This window comes from Thauera aminoaromatica (assembly GCF_000021765.1).
Classification (GTDB): domain Bacteria; phylum Pseudomonadota; class Gammaproteobacteria; order Burkholderiales; family Rhodocyclaceae; genus Thauera; species Thauera aminoaromatica.
Map to the genome: position 1 here is coordinate 119,001 of NC_011662.2, position 19,360 is coordinate 138,360.

Annotated in this window: 7 protein-coding genes; 4 read left to right on the forward strand and 3 right to left on the reverse strand. The window is 69.9% G+C overall.

The genetic code is table 11. From position 1 onward, the window contains the following. Positions 1 to 65 precede the first annotated feature (65 nt). Together TMZ1T_RS00475 and TMZ1T_RS00480 are read left to right on the forward strand one after the other, a co-directional pair. Positions 66 to 2,102 carry a TonB-dependent receptor plug domain-containing protein gene (locus TMZ1T_RS00475; RefSeq protein ID WP_012584243.1) on the forward strand — a complete coding sequence of 679 codons (2,037 nt, stop codon included), beginning with the start codon at positions 66 to 68 and terminating at the stop codon, positions 2,100 to 2,102. A 148-nt stretch (positions 2,103 to 2,250) separates the two neighbouring features. Then, on the forward strand, positions 2,251 to 3,720 hold the full coding sequence (locus TMZ1T_RS00480) for a DegQ family serine endoprotease (protein ID WP_012584244.1): 1,470 nt from the start codon (positions 2,251 to 2,253) through the stop codon (positions 3,718 to 3,720). A gap of 81 nt (positions 3,721 to 3,801) precedes the next feature. Here TMZ1T_RS00480 and TMZ1T_RS00485 read toward each other — a convergent pair whose 3' ends face one another. Then, positions 3,802 to 5,424 carry a methyl-accepting chemotaxis protein gene (locus tag TMZ1T_RS00485; protein ID WP_004304667.1) on the reverse strand — a complete coding sequence of 541 codons (1,623 nt, stop codon included), beginning with the start codon at positions 5,422 to 5,424 and terminating at the stop codon, positions 3,802 to 3,804. 271 nt (positions 5,425 to 5,695) lie between these two features. Here TMZ1T_RS00485 and TMZ1T_RS00490 point away from each other — a divergent pair, with 271 nt between their 5' ends. After that, a complete protein-coding gene (locus tag TMZ1T_RS00490) occupies positions 5,696 to 6,148 on the forward strand; it encodes a c-type cytochrome (protein ID WP_004304669.1) in 453 nt (150 codons plus the stop codon). Positions 6,149 to 6,516: 368 nt separating this feature from the next. Then, on the forward strand, positions 6,517 to 12,153 hold the full coding sequence (locus TMZ1T_RS00495) for a CHAT domain-containing protein (RefSeq protein ID WP_012584245.1): 5,637 nt from the start codon (positions 6,517 to 6,519) through the stop codon (positions 12,151 to 12,153). Positions 12,154 to 12,204: 51 nt separating this feature from the next. Here TMZ1T_RS00495 and TMZ1T_RS00500 read toward each other — a convergent pair whose 3' ends face one another. Together TMZ1T_RS00500 and TMZ1T_RS00505 are read right to left on the reverse strand one after the other, a co-directional pair. Beyond that, on the reverse strand, positions 12,205 to 12,885 hold the full coding sequence (locus TMZ1T_RS00500; protein WP_012584246.1) for a cytochrome b/b6 domain-containing protein: 681 nt from the start codon (positions 12,883 to 12,885) through the stop codon (positions 12,205 to 12,207). Between the two features lie 68 nt (positions 12,886 to 12,953). After that, the gene (locus tag TMZ1T_RS00505) at positions 12,954 to 19,007 is read right to left on the reverse strand and encodes an excinuclease ABC subunit UvrA (RefSeq protein WP_012584247.1); all 6,054 of its coding nucleotides are present in this window, start codon (positions 19,005 to 19,007) and stop codon (positions 12,954 to 12,956) included. Positions 19,008 to 19,360: the final 353 nt, after the last annotated feature.

Below are 19,360 nucleotides of genomic sequence, written 5' to 3' on the forward strand. Positions count from 1 at the left end.
CGTTGCTGCGCGCCCCGAAAGCGCACTGGGTATACTCGCGCATTCTGCGCAGCCGCCCGCTTCCGATGCACCTCCACCGCCCCCCCACCGCTCTCGCCCTGCTGTCGCTGCTGGCTGCCGGCACCGTCGAAGCGTCGTCCGCAGATGCCTTCTTCGAGCCCCTGCCGGTGGTGCTGAGCGCCTCGCGTCTGGCGCAGCCGTTGCAGGACAGCCCGGGCGCGGTCACCGTGATCGATGCGGACCTGATCGCCGCGACCGGCTACCGCGAGCTCGCGCGCGTGCTGCGCCTGGTGCCCGGATTCCAGGTCGGCCAGGAGCGCGGCAATCTGCAGTGGGTGACCTACCACGGCCTCGGCATGGACTCGCCGATGCAGATCCAGCTGCTGGTCGACGGACGCGCGTCGCTGACGCCATCCTTCACCGCCAGCGCCGAGCGTGCCCTGCCCGGAGACATCGAACGCATCGAGGTGGTACGCGGCTCGAACTCGGCCGCCTACGGGTCCAACGCCTTCCTCGGCATCGTCAACATCATCACCGACGACGCCAGCCGACATCCCGGCACCCGGCTGAAGCTCGCCACCGGCGCACCCGGCATCCGCGACGCGAGCCTGCGACACGCCGTGCAGAGCGGGCCCCTCAGCGTGCGCATCGGCGCGCATCATGAAGAAGACGAAGGGTTTGCCGACCTGTACGACGGTCGCCGCACCGACGTCCTGAACCTTCGCGCCGACCTGCAGGTGGGCGAACACGATGCGGTCGCCCTCAACGCGGGGGTCGCCGAGAGCACCCACGAACTCGGATACGCCGGCTCGATCTTCGACATCGCGGCCCAGCGCGAAGGGCGCGACACCAACCGATCCCTGCATCTGCGGTGGCGGCACGGCCCCGAGGACGACGCGATACGCGTGTCGGCCTACTGGAGCCGGCAGAGTCGCGACGACCTCTGGCGCTACGATTCCGCGGCAAACAGCCGGACCCTGGCGAACGCCTTCCCCGAGCGCCTGCGCGGCACGGTCGGCAACAGCGCCACCTTCGTCCAGCACAACCTGGAGATCGAGCGGCGCGAGCGCGTGGACGAGGCCACGCGGCTGATGTGGGGCGCGGAATGGAAGCGCATCGAGCACGACTCGCCCTTCTGGTATCACGAGCGCCGCAACCATGCGCGGGACGAACACCGCCTGTTCGCCAATCTCGAGCTGCGAACGGGCACCGCCTTCCTGTGGAACGCGGGCGGCATGCTGGAGCAGTTGCAAGGCGACGAGGCGCGGCTCGCGCCACGCGTGTTCCTGAACTGGCAGGCCGCTCCACGGATCACCTGGCGCATCGGCCACTCGCGCGCATGGCGACAGCCGGACCTTTTCGAGCGCAACGTCGACATACGGATCACCGACGACAAGGGCGAGCTGGTCCAGCGCCGGCAATACCCCAATCCGGACCTGCGCCCCCAGCGCATCGACGCCAGCGAGATCGGCTTTCTCGGCGTTTTCGGCGACAGCCGCAGCACGCTCGACGTCCGCCTGTTCCGCGAGCGCATCGAAGACCTGATCGTGCGCAACGCCGTTCCCTCCGACTGGCCGATCGAGGGCAAGCTCCCCGAGGCGATCTCGCGAGGGCTGGGCAGCACGCGCTGGGAGAACCACAGCGGCCGCGTACAACTCAACGGCATCGAAACCCAGCTCCACCTGAAGCCCTGGCGCGGCACCGAGTTCCTCCTCGCGCACAGCCTCATCGACCGCGACGTCGACGACCCACGCATCCGCCGCAACGTCGCCCCCTACACGGCCAGCCTGAGCTGGCTGCAGCGTGCAGGGGCGTGGCGCTCGCTGCTCAGCGTGCTGCGCATGGGGCCGATCGACGCCGGCTTCAGCTACGTTCCCGGCTTCGACTACACCGTGCCGTCCTACACCACGGTGGACTGGAGCGTCTCGCGCAACCTGCGGCTGTTCGACATGGCGGTGGAGCTCCGCCTGACCGGCATCAACCTGCTCGGCCGCCACCAGGAACTCGCCAATCGCCCCCTGCAGGCCCAGCCCGAGTTCGCCGGCCGACCCGCCAACGAGGTGAGCCGCCAGGCCTGGCTCGCGCTCGAAACCACTTTCTGAACGCAGCCTCTTGAAGCGCCCGCGCCCGACCCGATTTGAAAACGCAGGTTTCGTCGGGAACGGCGCACGCCAGGCCGCGTCCACGACAGGTGGCCGCCGGGACTCCGGCGCCGAATCTTTCCGTTGCCGAACAAGGATGCCCGACAACATGCGCAAACTCCTGACCGTCACCGCCGTCGCGCTCGCGCTCGGCACCCTCTTTCCCCAAGCCTCGGCGCTGAGCGCCGCGCACGCCCAGGCGGCCGCCCCGTCGATGGTCTCGCCCAACCGCTTCGGCCTGCCCGACTTCGGCGACCTGGTCGAGCAGGTGGGCCCGGCGGTGGTCAATATCCGCGTGGTGCAGCGCGCGGCCCAGGGCACGGCGGGCGAGAACCCGCTCGCCAACGACCCCTTCTACGACTTCCTGCGCCGCTTCGGCGTGCCCATGCCGGGCTTCCCCGGCCAGCCCGGCATGGGGCCGCGCGCGCGCCAGGGCATCGGCTCGGGCTTCATCGTCAGCAAGGACGGCTACGTGCTCACCAACGCCCACGTGGTCGCCGGCGAGGATGGCGACGCCGCGCTCTCCGAGGTCACCGTCACCCTGATCGACAAGCGCGAGTTCAAGGCCAAGGTGGTCGGCATCGACCGTCGTACCGACGTCGCCCTGCTCAAGCTCGACGCCAGCGGCCTGCCCGCGGTGAAGATCGGCAACCCCGACCAGGCCCGCGTGGGCGAATGGGTGGTGGCGATGGGCTCGCCCTTCGGCTTCGACAACACGGTCACCGCCGGCATCATCTCGGCCAAGGCGCGCCGCCTGCCCGACGAGACCTACGTGCCTTTCATCCAGACCGACGTGGCGATCAACCCGGGCAACTCCGGCGGTCCGCTGTTCAACCTCGCCGGCGAGGTGATCGGCATCAACTCGCAGATCTACTCGCGCTCGGGCGGCTTCATGGGGATCTCGTTCGCGATCCCGATCGACGTCGCGATGAACATCAAGGACCAGCTCGTCAGCCACGGCCGCGTGCAGCGCGGCCGCCTCGGCATCGCCATCCAGAACGTCGACAAGGACCTCGCCCAATCCTTCGGCCTCACCGATCCGCGCGGCGCGCTGGTCGCCAGCGTCGAGCCGGGCAGCGCCGCCGACAAGGCCGGGCTGCAGGCGGGCGACGTGGTGCTCGCGGTCGATGGCCGCCGCATCGACGACTCTGCCGAGCTGCCGCGGGTGATCGGCGAGAAACGCCCGGGCACGCGCGTGAAGCTGGAGCTGTGGCGCGACGGCCGCAGCCGCGAGGTCGCCGCCACGCTGGACGAGCTCAAGGCCGAGACCGTGGCCGGCAGCGCACCGGCGCCCAGCCAGGTGGAGCGTATCGGCGAGCAGTTCGGACTGAGCGCGCGTGCGCTCACCGCGGAAGAGACCGCCCGCCTGCAGCTGCGCGGCGGGGTGGTGGTGGAGGGCGCCGACGGCGCCGCGGCCCGCGCCGGCCTGCAGCGCGGCGACGTCATCCTGGCGATCAACAACCAGCCGGTCGCCAGCGTCGCAGACCTGCGCGCCCAGCTCGAGCGCGCCGGCAAGCGCTTCGCGCTGCTGATCCAGCGTGGCGAGGCACGCATCTTCGTGCCGGTACGCCTGGAGTGATGGCAGCGCGCTGAAGGGCGAGCGGGCAAGAGGGCGGGACCGGCGACGGTTCCCGCCCTTTCCACGTCCGCCTGGGCGCACTCAGAAACGGAAGCGCGACACGGATTCCTGCAGGCGCAGGGCGAGTTCGCCGAGCTCGCGCGCCGAACGCACGGTGTGGGCGAGCGCGTCGTTGTTGCTGCGCGCCATGCCGGCGATCTCGCCGATGCGCGCGGTGACCGACTCGCTCGCACTGCGCTGCGCACCCGTGGCGCCGGCGATGCGGTCGAGGCCTTCGCCCACCTCGACCACGAGCGAATTCGCCGCGGTCAGCACCTGCATCACCGCGTCGGCCATCTGCCGGCTGGAGGCGAGGTGACCGAGGCCGTCGTCGAGCGCGCCGCGCACCGAGCTCGAACGCCGGGCCACCTCGCGGGTGATCTGGTCGATCTCGCCCGCCGAGCGCGCGGATTTCTCCGCCAGCTTGCGCACCTCGTCGGCCACCACCGCGAAGCCGCGGCCCTGCTCGCCGGCGCGCGCGGCCTCGATCGCAGCGTTGAGCGCGAGCAGGTTGGTCTGCTCGGCGATCTCGCGCACCTCGCTGGTCATGCGCGAGATCGCCTGGGTGGAGTCGACGAAGGCGACCACCGCGTCGGCCATCTGGCGCACCGCGGCCTCGACCTCGCCGACCTCGCCGACCAGACGCTCCAGGCTGCGCTGGCCCTCGCGCGAGCGTTCCAGGCTGTCGTGCGAGCGCTCGCGCACCGCCTCGGCGTGCTCGGCGATCGCGGAGATGCTGCCGACCATCTCGTCCACCGCGTCGGCCGCGCCCACCGAGCTCTCGTTCTGGCGCTGCGAGCTCGCGGCGACCGCCTCGGCGTCGGCGGCCAGCCGGCTCGCCGCCTCGGTCACCGCGCTCGCCGAGTCGCCGACCTGGCGCACCAGCCCGCCGAGCGTGCCCATCATGTCGTTGAAGGTGCGCGCGCTGCGGCCGATCTCGTCGCGGCCGCGCACCGGCAGTTGCAGGCGCAGGTCGCCGCCACCCTCGGCGATCCGCCCCAGGCCCCGGTTGAGGCCGTCGAGCGGACGGGTGACGAAGCGGGTGATGAAGAGGTAGATGAACAGGATCAGCGGGATCGACACCAGCGCGGCGAACATCGCGCTCTGGTTGCGGAACGCATTCACCGCGGCATTCGCCTTGTCGAGCGAGATGCGCATCGACACCGCGCCGAGCGGCGTGCCCTGTGGCACCTGATGGCAGGCGATGCAGTCCTTGCCGAGCCAGGCGGGCGAGGCCAGCGAGGGAATCACCACGCGCAGATGCTCGCCATGCTCGGCGTCGTGGTCGACCCGCATCGTGGCGCGGCCCTCGACCAGGGCCAGGCGCTCGTCGGCGTCGCGCGCCGCGTCGCGCGCACCGCCCGCCCCGAACACCCGGCTCACCGCCTCGCCGCGGATCACCTCGAGGTCCTGCACCACGCTGAGCTCCTTGATCTGGTCGAGGAAGACGTCGCGCTGCGCCACCGTGCCGGTGATCATCATGCCGGTGAGTCCGGCCATCGTCATCTCATTGACCGTGCCGGCGAAGTCCTTCGCCTGCTCGATCGCCATGTCGCGGTTCACCCGGGTTTCCCAGACGATCATGCTGCCGAACGCGGCCACCATCATCAGCCAGATCGCGCCGGTGAGACGCAGCCATATCGGGGTGTCGGAAAATCGGATCATGTCGGTTCTCGCGGTCCTGCGGACGGTCGGCGGCGTGGGGACAGGCAGCCTCTACTCCTTCCTTACGGCCGCGCACGGCCCGGCTTGAGCGCACTTCTTCCGCGCCGCAACACGAGCGGACGAAGGAATATCGACCGAATTTGTTATAAGTCGGGTGCCGGCAGGCGGATCCCGGCATGCAACACGATGGAACTGGCGCGGCGCATCCTGGTCTGCGCAGTTCCCCGCAAGGTTTGTTCCTTCCTTCAACCCCCGACTCAGGAGGCTCACGATGAAAAAAGCGATCGCCCTCGGCATCCTCTCCCTTACCCTCGCCACCGCGGCTTCGGCCCAGGTCAAGCCCGAGGACCAGATCAAGTTCCGCCAGGCCGGCTACAGCTTCATGAGCTGGAACATGGGCAAGATCAAGGCCAACCTCGAGGGCGAGTACAACCCCCAGCAGGTCCAGGCCGCCGCCACCGCGATCGCCGGCATCGCCGGCTCGGGCATGGGCGCGCTCTACGGCCCGGGCACCGAGAAGGACATCGGCAACCTCAAGACCCGCGTCAAGCCGGAGTTCTTCCAGGAGATGCCGAACGTCGGCAAGCTCGCCACCGACTTCAACAACGCCGCCGCCAACCTCGCCAAGGTCGCCGCCACCGGCGACAAGGCCGCGGTGCAGAAGGCCTTCGCCGACACCGGCAGCACCTGCAAGGCCTGTCACGACAAATACCGGATGGAGTGAGGCGTCAGATATCGAACGACAAAGCCACCTGCGGGTGGCTTTGTCGTTCCTGACACGGATGCGCGCCTAGGCCGGCATCGAGCCGCCGCCGGCAGGCCGGCGGGATCGCCACACTCCCCGCCATCGAACATCCCCGAATGCCGGCTGCAAATACGCCGCGGATTCACAGCGGACAACGCTACCCGCATCGTCTATATGTGAATCAGGATTCGTCGCCATGGGTCGAGGCGGGTGCTTCTCTTCAGGGACTGCACACGCCGCACCCGGGTATCTGCCTCGACCCGCGGCCTGCGCGCGCGGGCTGCCGTGGCAGCGGCCGACGACGAGCATCTGTTCAACGCTTGAAGATCGGAGCGGGAGCCCATTCCATGAGCAATCAGCCCAAAGTCACCATCGTCCGCATACCGGGTCGGGTGCGGCCCGACGAACCGCTTCGGCTTGCGAGCTGGATCGGGGGTGATTCGCCCTTGTTCGCCGGTGTGGCGCCGGCGCGTTCCTTTCGCCTCGGCGCGACCGGCAGTCGCGGCACGGCCGAAGACACGGTCGCCGAGGCGATTCCCGAGGACGCCCTGGTCGAGATCGAGTTCGAAGGCGGCGCATGTTTCTGGACCGTGGGCGCGGATCTGCGCAAGCGCCTGCAGGAGGCGGGCGGCGCCAGCGCACGGGGTGGAAGCGGCGCGGACGATGGCGCCTGGGATCTGCCGTCCAGCATCGCCGCGCCGGTCACGGGTACGCGCGGGCTCGCCGGGAAACTGACCATCCGGGCCCTGCGCTGGATGGGCTTCGATCCGGTGAAGGCGGGTCTGGACAAGATCGTCGACCTGGCCGAGACACGCTCGGTGCCGCGCGAAGGGGTGTTTCTCGTGGGCGACGACGGCATCCGGGGCGAACCCCTGAAAACGCCGATTCCCGATGGCGAGCGCACCCTCATCCTGCTTCACGGCACGGCATCGAACACGCGCGGCAGCTTCTCCAAGCTGTGGCTGCGCCAGCCCAAACAGTGGGCGCGCCTGCGCGCATGCTACGGCGAGCGCATCTTCGCGCTCGAGCACTGCACCCTGACCCGCAGCCCGATCGAGAACGCGCTCAAGCTCGCGCGCCTGCTGCCACGCAGCGGTTCGCTGCGCCTCCTGTCGCATTCCCGTGGTGGCCTGGTCGGCGAACTGCTCGCGCTGGATCCGGCTCGCGTCGATCGCGCCGGCATCACCGCGGTGCTGGCTGCAGCGCAGCGGGAGAATCCGCCTGCGGCGGAGGCGCTGATGCAGCAGGAGGCACAGCTCTTCGCGCTGCTGCGCGAACTCGAGGCGCGCCCGGCGCTGCAGATCGAGCGTTTCGTGCGCGTGGCCTGCCCGGTCATCGGCACCTCCCTCGCCGGGGAGAAGCTCGACCAGTGGTTCTCGCTGCTGGTGCTGGCCGCGATCGCCGACGAGATGCGCCGCAGCAACAGCCGCGGCATGATCACGAGCGGGCTCGCCTCCCTCGCCAGCCATGGGCTGGACATGCTGGCGGAAACCGCGGCGGCCATCATCGGCAGCCGCAAGCGGGCCGACCAGTTGCCCGGCCTCGAGGCGCAGATGCCCGGCTCCGCGCTGGTCCGCATCCTCAACGGAAACCCGGGACGCGGAGAACTGTTCGTCGTCGCGGGCGACGCCGCCCCCCGGGAACAGGACTGGCTGGCCGAGCTGCGCTTCTGCCTGATCGACCGCTACTTCGAGCAGGACCACGACCTCGTGGTCGACACGCGCGCCATGCTGGACGGCCCCGACCGCCCGGTACGCAAGGTGTTCTTCCGCGCCGGCCCGACCGTCAATCACTTCAGCTACTTCGGTAACGAGGACAGCGCAGCCGCGGTCGCCGCCGCGCTGACCGACGCCGTCGACACCGCCACGCTGTTCCACGACTACGCAGGGGAATGGCCCCTGCCCGCCGAGACCGCGCGCGGCCTCTTCGCACCGCGTGCGCTCGCCGACCCCCCGCTCCAGGGCGCGCGAGGCATCGTGGTGCTCGTACCCGGCCTGTGCGGCTCCGAACTCCAGGTCGCCGGCCGCGAAGTGTGGGCGAGCGTGCCGGCCCTGGCCTGCGGCGGCTTCCGCAAGACGCTGCGCATCGACAATCCGGCGGTCGAGCCGGGCGATCCGCTGGCCGGCAGCTACCTCGCGCTGGCCAATGCGCTGCGCAGCAGCGGCTATGTCGTACGCATGCATGGCTACGACTGGCGCAAGTCCGTCGTCGACTCGATCAAGGGGCTCGGCGACACCCTGTCCACCGCGCTGGGCGATGCCACGGCGGGCAAGCTGCCGGTGCACGCGATCGTCCATTCGATGGGCGGCGTGCTGATCCGCGCCGCCTTCGCCCAGGACCGCGGGCTCTGGAAGCGCTGGAAGGAACAGCCGCGCCCCGAGGCGCGCGTCATCATGCTCGGCACGCCCAACCAGGGCTCGCACGCGGTGACGCTGCTGCTGACCAAGCGCGACGAGTTCTTCGCCAAGCTGGCGATGCTCGACCTGCACAACTCCGAGCGCGAGCTTCTCGAGATCGCCCAGCACTTCCCCGGTGTGCTCGAGCTGCTGCCGAACGCCGCCGATGAAAACGGCGAGGAGATCCGCCTGCCCGCGACCTGGCAGCGCTACTGCACCGCCGACGGCCAACGCTGGCCCGTTCCGCCGGAGGCTGCGCTCACCCAGTCCGGAGAACTGTGGCGGACGCTGCTCGCAGGCGATCCCCTGATCGACGACGAGCGCCTGATCTATGTCGCCGGCACGGCGAAGGAAACGCCCCGCCTCGCCGAGATCGCCGAGGACGGACGGTTCCGCCTGCTCAAGACGGCCGACGGCGATGGCCGCGTCACCTGGGCAAGCGGAATCCCCGCGAAGTGCCGGGAAGGCGGACGGCTCTACTACATGAACGCGGTGCATGGCGACATGCCGGCGCACACGCCGGCCTTCCCGGCATTGCAGGAGCTGCTGGAGAAGGGCGAGACCGGGCGCTCCGCGCTGACGCGCAAGCCCGTCCCCATCCAGGCCCGCGGCGCCGTCGAAGCCCCCGGGGAATATGCCCCCGTCAGCCCGGCCATGCTTTCACACTACCCGACGCGCTCCGACCTGCTGGCCGCGGCGACCGGCGCCACGCTCCGCGCCCCCCGCACCGAGCGCGAGGAGGAGATGCGGACGCGGGTCCGGGTCATTCACGGCGACCTGATCTTCGTCGACGCACCGGTTCTGGTCGGCCACATACAGGGCACCAACAATCTCGAGCAGGCGGAATACATCCTCGACCGCGCCCTCAACGGTCGCATGCAGAACCGCCTGGATGCCGGCATCTATGCGGGCCCGCTGGGCAGCTATGCCCTCTTCCCACCCCAGCCCGAGGAGCGCTTCGCCGCCGGCGCCATCGTCATCGGCATCGGCCGCGTCGGCGAGCTCTCGCCGGGAAGCCTGTGCGACGGCGTGGCGCGCGCGCTGGTCGCCTATGCGATCACGCGGCACGAGGAGCGCAAGCGCACACACGACCGGCAGGCCGCCACCGCCGGCAAACCGCTGCAGTTGCCGGTGTGTGCGCTGTTGATCGGTGCGGCGATCGGCGAGCTGAGCCTGCGCGATTCGGTCACCGCCATCCTGCGCGGCCATCGCAAGGCGCGCGAACGCCTCGCCGACGCGAAGCTCGACGACCGCATCGAGTTGACGCAGCTGGATTTCGTCGAGCTGCTGGAGGACCGTGCGATCCAGGCGCTCAACGCGGCACGCGACGCGGTGACGCTCGACGGCGAGCTGCGCAGGCATTTCTGCATCGAGGACACGCTGGCGAAGAACGAGGGCGGGCGCCAGCGTGCCTACGCCGAGCTCGGCGAAGATGCATGGACCCGGATCGCGATCAGCGCCGTCAGGATCGCCGACGGCAGCGGCACCCAGCTGCTGTTCAATGTCCATGGCGACCTTGCGCGGACCGAGCAGCTCTACAACGGCATTGCGCTCGGCAGCATCGAGCGCTTCACCCGCCAGCTGATCGACACGGAAAGCGACAACGAGGAAGTCGGCCGCACCCTGTTCGAACTGCTTCTGCCCAACTGGCTGAAGGACCAGGCACCGGACCGCCGCCGCGCCCAGCTCATCATCGATTCGGCCGTCGCCGGCATTCCCTGGGAGTTGCTGCGCGATCGCATGGAAGACGACCGCAGCGATCGCGGCGGCGCCCCGCTGTCGGTGCGCAGCGGCCTCGTACGCCAACTCTCGACGGGCCGCTTCCGCCAGCGCATCCAGCGCGCGGACGGCTTTCACGCGCTGGTCGTGGGCGATCCGGACCTCGGGCGTCTGGGCGACTACTTTCCGCAGCTGGCCGGTGCGCGCGAAGAAGCCGCCGAGGTGGCCCAGCTGCTCAAGGACGGCGGCTTCGACACGCCGCCCGCGCTGCTCGGTGGCAGTGCCGAGCAGATCCAGATCGCGCTCTACCAGCGCGACTGGCGCATCCTTCACCTGTCGGGCCATGGCATCTATCGTGAAACCCTGCCGACGATCGATGCCGACCACAGCGCCAAGCCGGCCGACGAGGCCGTCACTGCGACCGGCATGCTGATCGGCGAGAACAGCGTGCTCACCACCGCGCACATCGAGCAGATGCGGGTGGTACCCGATTTCGTGTTCATCAACTGCTGCTCCCTCGGTCGCATCGAGGCCGAGCGCGCGATGCTCGGCGAGAACCGGCCCGGCAATCCGATGCTCGCCGCCAACCTCGCGACCCAGTTGATCGAGATGGGCGTCCGTGGCGTCATCGCCGCCGGATGGCGGGTACTGGACGACGCGGCGAAGCTGTTCGCCAGCACCTTCTACGAAGCCTTCCTTGCCGGCGAGACCTTCGGCGAGGCGGTGCTCGCCGCCCGCCGGGCCACTTTCGACCGCTTCCCCACCACCAACACCTGGGGCGCCTACCAATGCTACGGCGACCCCAGCCTGCTGCTGCGGCGGCCGCCAAGCAGCCACGAGCGCCGCCGCCATGCCGCACGCTACGACTTCGTCGCACCGCGGGAGGTGATCGCCGAACTGGAGCGCCTGACCCAGCAGAGTCGCTACCAGGCCATGGAATCCGCCGACGACCGCAAGCGTCGCGAGGAGCGCATCGACGCGCTCGCGAGGCTGTGCGAGCGGCGCGGATGGTCGGGGCATGGCGACATCCAGGAGGCCTTCGGGCAGCTGTGGGCGGAATTCGGCGACCATGATCGCGCCATCGCCTGCTACCGGGCAGCCCAGGGGGCCGGGGACGGCAGCGCCTCGATGAAGGCCACCGAGCAACTCATAAACATGCTCGCGCGACGGGGCAGCGGCCTGCTCGCGGCGGGCGGGCCCGAGGCCATGGCAAAGGGCAAGGCCCTGCTCGGCGAGGCCGAGCAGCTCATCACCGGAGTGCTCGCCGTCGCTCCGAATGCCGAACGTCACTGCCTGCTCGGCAGCATCTGGAAGCGCAAGCTGAAACTCACCGCCGACAACCAGCTGGATGCAGCGCTGAAGAGCATGGCACAGGCCTACCGCAACGCCGAAAACTGTGCCCTCGAGGCGGGCGGGCGGCTCTACTACCCGGCGCTCAGCGTCCTCCATGCGGACCTGCTGCGCCAGCTGCTCGGCACCCTCACCCCGGACGAGGGCAAGGCGGCACGGCAACGCATCGCCGCCGTGCGCAAGGAGATCGAGGACCCGGCATTCCAGGCGCGCGACTTCTGGGATCGTGTCGCACCCCTCGACCTCGCCCTGAGCGAAGCCTTGTTCGACACCGCCTGCGAAGAAAATGCGGATCGCCAGGCGAATGATGCGAGCTTCAGCAAGGCACAGGAGGAGTACCAGGCCTTGCTCGCCTACAGCTCACGCCGCGAACGGGAGTCGGTCGTCGGTACGCTGGACGCGCTCAAGACCTTCCTGGAACGCCTGCCAGCGCAGCGAAAAGGCGCTCATTTCGCCCGCGCGAGGGAGCTGGTCGGTCGCCTGAACACCCTGGCCGACGCCTTGCGAAAGTTGCTGTGAGGCATGTCTGGCGCGCACCGACCACCGTCCATCGGTGCGCGCTGTCGCCCCTCACCAGGCGGCGGGCGGCGGAGGCGGAGGCGGCTCGATGAAGCTGCCGGTGGCGAAGTAGAGCACCGCAGCGGTGATCGCCAGCGCGATCGCGAAGGCCAGCGCGCCGCCGCCCTGCGCGGGCTGGGCGTCGGCTTCGTCGACTTCCTTCATGCCGGTGACCATCGGCCGCAGCAGGTTGTCCTTCTTGAACAGCGCGTAGAACAGCACGGCCGACACGTGCAGGCCCACCAGCACGATGATCGCCCAGTAGTTCTGCCGGTGCAGCCCGGACAGCCAGTCGCTGGTCTCGCTGCTCACCAGCGCACGCAGCGGACCGGAGAAGGCGATCTCGTCATTGGAAAACAGCCCGGTGACGGCCTGATAGAGCATGACCCCGAGCAGGGCAAGCACCGACAAGGCGCCGAGCGGGTTGTGCCCCAGCCCGCTCCAGTGCCCGCGCAGGTGCGCCCACAGGTGGGCCGGGCCGGGCACGAAGTCGGCGAAGCGGGCGTAGGTCGAGCCGATCACCCCCCACACCAGGCGGAAGGCGAGCAGCCCGGTGATGGCGATGCCGACGCGGCCGTGCCATTCGATGAGGCTGCCGCCGATCTGGGCGGTGACGTAGGCGGCCACCACCAGGATGGCGAGCAGCCAGTGAAAAAGACGAGTGGGCAGATCCCAGACTCTGACCTTGCGCATGCTGTATTCCTTCCCTGAGATTCAGCCTGACTGACTGCGCCATCCGGCACAGGTTCCGCTGCACTGCATCATTCCGTCTTGCGCTGCGCCAGGAACTCGCGCAGATGGCGGCCGGTGTGGGATTCCGGCGTCGCCATCGCGACCTCGGGCGGGCCTTCTGCCACCACCCGGCCACCGCCCTCGCCGCCCTCCGGGCCGAGGTCGATCAGCCAGTCGGCCTCGGCCATCACGTCGAGGTCGTGCTCGATCACCAGCACGGTGTGGCCGGCATCCGTCAGGCGGTGCAGCACCCGGATCAGCTTGTCCACGTCGGCCATGTGCAGGCCCACGGTGGGCTCGTCGAGCACGTACAGGCTGTGCTTGTCGGCGGGCAGCGGCACGCCGCCGGTGTCCTCCGCATCGCCCGGGCGGCGGCGCACCTTGGCGAGTTCGGTGACGAGCTTGATGCGCTGCGCCTCGCCGCCCGACAGCGTCGGGCTGGGCTGGCCCAGGGTCAGGTAGCCGAGGCCGACGTCCTGCAGCAGCTGCAGCGGGTGGGCGATCGCGGGATGCGCGGAGAAGAAATCCACCGCCTCGTCCACCGGCATCGCCAGCACCTCGGCCACCGTCCTGTCCTTCCAGCGCACCGACAGGGTCTCGGGGTTGAAGCGCGCGCCGCCGCAGGCCTCGCACGGCGTCTTGACGTCGGGCAGGAAGCTCATCTCGACGGTGGTCTGGCCGGCGCCGTCGCATACCGGGCAGCGCCCGGCGCCGGTGTTGAAGGAGAAGCGCGAGGCGTTCCAGCCGCGCGTGCGGGCGTCGAAGGTGTCGGCGAAGAGCTTGCGGATCGCGTCCCAGAAGCCGACGTAGGTCGCCGGGCAGGAGCGCGGCGTCTTGCCGATCGGCGTCTGGTCGACCTCCAGCACGCGGCCGACCTGGTGCCAGCCGGGCATCGCCGCGCAGCCGACCAGGGGCTGGTCGACCGCCTCCGGCTGCGCCTGGCCGCGGCGGCGGGCGCGGGTCGCCTCAGGGTCGCCGAGGCGGGCGCGCAGGTTGGCGTGGATGACGTCGCGCGCCAGGCTGGACTTGCCCGAGCCGGACACGCCGGTCACCACCGTGAGGCGGGCGAGCGGGATGCGCACGTCGATGTCACGCAGGTTGTGCAGGTTGGCGCCCTCGATGCGGATCGCCGGGTTCTCCAGCGCCACCGCGCGGCGCGGGCGCAGCGGGTGCTGCAACGGGTGGCGGAAGCATTCGCCGGTGGCCGATTCGGGCGCCGCCAGCAGGTCGGCGATCGTGCCCTCGGCCACCACCCGGCCGCCGCGCACGCCGGCGCCGGGGCCGAGGTCGATGACGTGGTCGGCGCGGCGGATGGTGTCCTCGTCGTGCTCCACCACCAGCAAGGTGTTGCCGCGGTCGCGCAGGGCCTCGAGGGTGTCGAGCAGCAGGCGGTTGTCGCGCGGGTGCAGGCCGATCGTGGGTTCGTCGAGGATGTAGCACACGCCGCGCAGGTTGGAGCCGAGCTGCGCCGCCAGGCGGATGCGCTGCGCCTCGCCGCCCGACAGCGTGGGCGCGGCGCGGTCCAGCGCCAGGTAGCCGAGGCCCACGTGCTGCAGGAAGGCGAGGCGACCGCGGATCTCGCTCACCAGGTCGCGGGCGATGTCGGTCTCGCGCTCGTTCAATGCCAGGTCGGCGAAGAAGCCGGCCGCCCGGTCCACCGGCTGTGCCGCGAGCTGGTGCAGGCCGAGGTCGCGGAAGCGCACCGCGCGCGCCACCGGGTTGAGGCGCGCGCCGTCGCAGGCCGGGCAGGGTTCGTCGCTGACGATGACTTCTTCCGCGTCGCCGAGGTCGAGCGCGTCCGGGTCCTCGATGCGCGCCGCGGTCTTCAGCCCGGTGCCGTAGCACTTGGGGCACCAGCCGTGCTTGGCGTTGTACGAGAACAGGCGCGGATCCGGCTCGGGGAAGCCGGTGCCGCAGCTCGGGCAGGCGCGCAGCGTGGAGAAGGTGATCGGCACCGCACCGAGCTTGCCGATCTCCAGCACCTTGATCACGCCCTTGCCGATCTCCAGCGCCTGGCGCACGAACTCGCGCAGCGTGGCTTCGCTCTCGGGCTGCACCACCACCATGCCGGTGGGCAGCTCGATGTTGTGCTCCTTGTAGCGGTCCAATCGCGGCCACTTGGCGGTGGGCAGGTATTCGCCATCGACGCGCAGCTGCGCATGGCCCTTGCCGCGCGCCCACTTGGCGAGATCGGTGTACAGGCCCTTGCGGTTGACCACCAGCGGCGCCAGCACTTCGACCGAGGCGCCGCGCAGCTCGCGCTGGAGCTGCGCGACGATGGCCTCGAAGCTCTGCGGCGTCACCGGCACGTTGCAGTCGGGGCAGAACTGCGTGCCCAGCTTCACGTACATCAGGCGCAGGAAGGGGTGGATCTCGGTCAGCGTCGCCACCGTGCTCTTGCGCCCGCCGCGGCTGGTGCGCTGCTCGATCGCCACCGTGGGCGGAATGCCGAAGAGGCCGTCGACGTCGGGCCGGCTGGCCGGCTGCACGAACTGGCGGGCGTAGGCGTTGAGCGATTCCAGATAGCGGCGCTGGCCCTCGCCGAAGACGATGTCGAAGGCCAGCGTGGACTTGCCCGAGCCGGACAGGCCGGTGATCACGGTGAACTGGTCGCGCGGAATCTGCAGGCTGACGTTCTTGAGATTGTGCTCGCGGGCGTGGCGGATTTCGATCGCGGGGGCGGCGACGGGGCGGTATTCCACCCGCGGCTCGGCGGCGACGAGCGACCGATCTCCCGTAGGAGCGGCGCAAGCCGCGATTGCGCTTTCCGTGGCGACGGCGCGGCCGGAACCGCCGTGATCGCGGCTTGCGCCGCTCCTACGGGAACCCGGGGCCTCCGCATCCGCAGAAACAGGGGACAGACCCCGATTTCCTGCACGGGTGCGAGCAAGCGCCTCAGCGTAGTCGCGCAGCGCGGCACCGGTGTGCGAGCTCGCGTGCGCGCGCACCGCCTCCGGCGGGCCTTCGACCACGATCGCGCCGCCGTCTTCGCCGCCCTCGGGGCCGAGGTCGATGATCCAGTCGGAAGCAGCGATCACGTCGAGGTTGTGCTCGATCACGATCAGCGAATGGCCCGCCTGCAGCAGCTTGTCGAAGGCGCCGAGCAGCTTGGCGACGTCCTCGAAGTGCAGGCCGGTGGTGGGCTCGTCGAAGAGGAAGAGCAGGCCGGGTTCGGTCTTGTCCCCAGCCTTGTCCCCAAACTTATCCACAACACTGGCTTTGCGTACAGGCTTCTTCTGCGCGGCCTCGGCGAGGTGGCCGGCGAGCTTGAGGCGCTGCGCCTCGCCACCCGACAGCGTCGGCACGGGCTGGCCGAGGCGCAGGTAATCCAGGCCGACGTCGGCGAGCGGCGCGAGCGCGGCGAGCACCTTGGGATGCTCGCGGAACACATCCAGCGCCTCATGCACGGTGAGCTCCAGCACGTCGGCCACCGACAGCCCGTTCCATTGCAATTCAAGCACTTCCGGCCGATAACGCTTGCCGTCGCAGTCCGGGCAGCGCAGCCACACGTCGGACAGGAATTGCATCTCGACGTGCTCGAAGCCCGAGCCGGTGCAGGTCGGGCAGCGGCCGTGGCCGGCGTTGAAGCTGAAGGTGCCGGGGGTATAGCCGCGCTGCTTCGCCTCCGGCAGGGCGGCGAAGAGGGCACGGATCGGGTCCCAGGCGCCGACGTAGCTCACCGGGTTGGAGCGCGAGCTCTTGCCGATCGGCGACTGGTCCACCATGACCACGCCGCGCAAGTTATCCACATTCTCGAGACGATCGAAGACCCCCGGCGATTCCGCCGCTTCCCCGAAATGCTTGGCCAGCGCCGGGAACAGCACGTCCTGGATCAGCGTCGATTTTCCCGAGCCGGACACGCCGGTCAGGCAGGTCAGGCGCCGCAGCGGGAAACCGACCGTGAGATCGCGCAGGTTGTGCTGGCGCGCGCCGACCAGCTTCAGCCGCGGTGTGGCGGCGTCCACCGGGCGCGGCGGACGGTCGACGTCGATGCGCTTCGTGCCCGCCAGCCAGGGGCCGGTCACAGAATCGGGATTCGCCGCGATCTCGGCCGGCGTGCCGCGCGCGACGATGTCGCCGCCGCGCTCGCCCGGGCCGGGGCCGATCTCGAGCAGCTCGTCGGCGGCGACCATCACCTGCGGGTCGTGCTCGACCACCACCAGCGTGTTGCCGGCGTCGCGCAGCCGCGTCATCACCCCGAGGATGCGGCCGATGTCGCGCGGATGCAGGCCGATCGAGGGCTCGTCGAGCACGAACAGGGTATTCACCAGCGAGGTGCCGAGCGCGGTGGTCAGGTTGATGCGCTGCACCTCGCCGCCCGACAGCGTGCGCGACTGGCGGTCCAGCGTCAGGTAGCCGAGGCCGACGTCGGCCAGGTAGGTGAGTCGGCTGCGGATCTCGCCGAGCACCAGCTCGGTGGCCTCGTCCGCCACGCCGGGCAGCGCGAGCGCGGCGATGGCGTCGCGGATGCGATCGACCGGCAGCGCCATCAGCTCGTGGATGGCGAGGCCCTGCACCCCCGCGAGCGCAATCCCCGCCGCCGCGGCTGCCTCGCCGACAGCGGGCGCAGTCCCGACGGTCGATACGCCGGCTGCCGCGTTCGCCCCGCCGACGGTGACCACCCCCCCGGCGGTCGGTGACTCGCCGGCGGTCGGCGCACTCCCCGTAGGAGCGGCGCAAGCCGCGATCGGGGGTTCAGCGGCGCCAACACTCGATGAAACGTGGTGATCGCGGCTTGCGCCGCTCCTACATGAAGCCTGAGCGCGGGTCGGCAAGCGCCACAACAAGGCGTCGGGTTTCAACCGCGCCCCATGGCACGCCGGGCATTCCGTGTAGCTGCGGTAGCGCGACAGCAGCACGCGGATGTGCATCTTGTAAGCCTTGGTCTCCAGCCAGTCGAAGAAATGCCGCACGCCGTACCAGTAACGCGGCCACGAGCTGTCCCAGTTCTTCCATTTCGGGTCGCCCTCGAACAGCCACTGGCGATGCTCCGGCGGCAGATCCCGCACCGGGATGTCCATCGCCACGCCGTACTTCTTCGCCATCTTCTCGAGGTCCTGCTGGCACTCGCGATAGCTCTCGGTCTGCCAGGGCTTGATCGCGCCCTCGGCCAGCGTCTTCGATTCGTCCGGCACCACCAGGCCGAAATCCACCCCGATCACCCGTCCGAAGCCGCGACAGGTCTCGCAGGCGCCGATCGGCGAGTTGAACGAGAACAGGCCGGGCGTGGCCTCCGAATAGTGGATGTCGCAGTCGGCGCAATGCAGGCCGGACGAATAGCGCCACACCGCCTCGCCCGGCGTCCCCGCCGACTTCTCCGCCCTCACCCCCTCGCCCGAGGCGTAGACGGCAAGCCGCCCGTGTCCGCGCTGCAGCGCCGCCTCCAGCGCCTCCGCCAGGCGTGAATCCTCGGCATTCGACGCGCGGAAGCGGTCCTGCACCACCTGCAGCACGTCCTGCCCCTCCGCGCCAACGCCCGCGAGGCGTTCCTGGATGCGCGTGTAGCCCTGCGCGGCGAGCAGTCCGGTCACTTCCTCCTCGCTGAAGCTCGACGGCACGGTCACCGGAAAGCACACCACCAGGCGCGGATCGCCCGCCGCCGCTGCGCGCGCGCGCAGGTCGGCGGCGATACTCACCGCCGAATCCCGCCGCACCGGCTTGCCGCAGCAACGACAGTGCAGATGCGCGGCGCGCGCGTAGAGCAGCTTGAAGTGGTCGGCGAGCTCGGTCATCGTGCCCACCGTCGAGCGCGAGGTACGCACCGGGTTGGTCTGGTCGATCGCGATCGCCGGCGGCACGCCCTCGATGCGATCCACCTGCGGCTTGTCCATGCGGTCGAGAAACTGCCGCGCGTAGGGCGAGAAGGTCTCGACATAGCGGCGCTGGCCCTCGGCATACAGCGTGTCGAATACCAGCGAGGACTTGCCCGAGCCGGACACCCCGGTCACCACCGTCAGGCGGTTCAGCGGCAGGTCGAGCGAGAGGTTGCGCAGGTTGTTCTGGCGCGCACCGCGGATGCGGATGGCGTCGGAGATCGAGGCGGGGGCGTCGATCGGGGTGTAGCGGGTGGCGGAAACGGACATGGGGCGGGAGGCGGAGACGTGAGCCGCCATTTTAGTGGGCAGGGGTGCGTCTCGGACTCATGACGCGGGGGGAAAGGTTCCCGCGCGGGGTGCCAGAACGAACCAGTCAGGCGGCAGCGTCGTGCTCGGCCAAGTGCGCGCCGGGACGCCAGCCAGTCCGCAGCAGCCCGCTCAAGGTGCTGCGCTGCAACGACGGAAATGAGGATATGGTCCGTCACGGCGGCCATCCCTACGGACCTCTTCACGCACAGTGCACCGTCGGGCCAGCAGACACTCCAAAGCGCACATGCGACCACATTCAGCGACCATCTATAGGAAACTTTGTTAAGTTATACATGCGTTGTAACTTTTCA

Bases quoted from the DNA above. Each gene is read 5' to 3' on its own strand.
- TMZ1T_RS00480 (WP_012584244.1), top strand. From the start codon at position 2,251: ATGCGCAAACTCCTGACCGTCACCGCCGTCGCGCTCGCGCTCGGCACC.
- TMZ1T_RS00495 (WP_012584245.1), top strand. From the start codon at position 6,517: ATGAGCAATCAGCCCAAAGTCACCATCGTCCGCATACCGGGTCGGGTG.
- TMZ1T_RS00475 (WP_012584243.1), top strand. From the start codon at position 66: ATGCACCTCCACCGCCCCCCCACCGCTCTCGCCCTGCTGTCGCTGCTG.
- TMZ1T_RS00500 (WP_012584246.1), bottom strand. From the start codon at position 12,885: ATGCGCAAGGTCAGAGTCTGGGATCTGCCCACTCGTCTTTTTCACTGG.
- TMZ1T_RS00505 (WP_012584247.1), bottom strand. From the start codon at position 19,007: ATGTCCGTTTCCGCCACCCGCTACACCCCGATCGACGCCCCCGCCTCG.
- TMZ1T_RS00485 (WP_004304667.1), bottom strand. From the start codon at position 5,424: ATGATCCGATTTTCCGACACCCCGATATGGCTGCGTCTCACCGGCGCG.
- TMZ1T_RS00490 (WP_004304669.1), top strand. From the start codon at position 5,696: ATGAAAAAAGCGATCGCCCTCGGCATCCTCTCCCTTACCCTCGCCACC.